Source organism: Tsukamurella sputi (assembly GCF_007858445.1).
Taxonomy (GTDB): Bacteria; Actinomycetota; Actinomycetes; order Mycobacteriales; family Mycobacteriaceae; genus Tsukamurella; species Tsukamurella sputi.
In genome coordinates, this window is record NZ_VIGV01000038.1 from 1 (window position 1) to 738 (window position 738).

The 738-nt window shown below is 37.5% G+C and carries 2 protein-coding genes; both read right to left on the reverse strand.

The window, feature by feature from the left end; all coding sequences use genetic code 11:
- The coding region (locus tag FK268_RS25820) for a class I tRNA ligase family protein (RefSeq protein WP_205124521.1) at positions 1–431 on the reverse strand (431 nt) is incomplete at its 3' end.
- A 9-nt stretch (positions 432–440) separates the two neighbouring features.
- A partial coding sequence (locus FK268_RS25825) for a riboflavin kinase (RefSeq protein WP_193560321.1) occupies positions 441–738 on the reverse strand: 298 nt, incomplete at its 5' end.

A 738-nucleotide genomic window follows, 5' to 3' on the forward strand; every position in this document is an offset into this window, starting at 1 on the left:
TGACTCTTTGCAAATTCACGGCACTTAGCGCGAAACTCTGCCGGAGAGAGCTTATCGCCGACTTTGCCATATTTCTTTTCAACAACAAGCTCAATAGGAAGACCGTGGCAATCCCACCCTTGTACATAGGGAGAATCGAAGCCTAATTGTCCTCTCGATTTCACAATAATATCTTTTAAGATCTTATTAACCGCATGTCCTAAATGGATCGCACCATTAGCATAAGGAGGACCATCATGAAGAATAAATTTAGGTTTCCCTTGAAAAACTTCACGCTGTTTATGATAGAGATCTATCTTATCCCAATACTCAATAAACTCAGGCTCACGTTTAGGAAGATTTCCTCTCATCGCAAAATCTGTTTCCGGGAGGTTTAAGGTATCCCGATAGATATTGTCATTTTTCTCTTCGATTTTTTTTGTTTTACTCACGTTCTCATCCTACTTTTGAAGATTAAAATAATCTCTTGAAGCCTCCGCATCTAATAAGATCTGCGCTTTTAATGCTTCAATGTTCTCAAATTTTTTTTCATCCCTAATTTTAGAGAGAAATCTAACACTAAATGTTTCACCATATAAGTTGCGGTTAATATTATGTAAGTGTACTTCTAAATTAGGTTTTATGCCATCAACAGTAGGTCGATAACCGATATTGGCAACGCCTACTAACTTCTCATCTGTTTTACAGAGTGTCGTTTCTACATTATACACACCTGTAAATGGGGGCTTAAACCGGTTT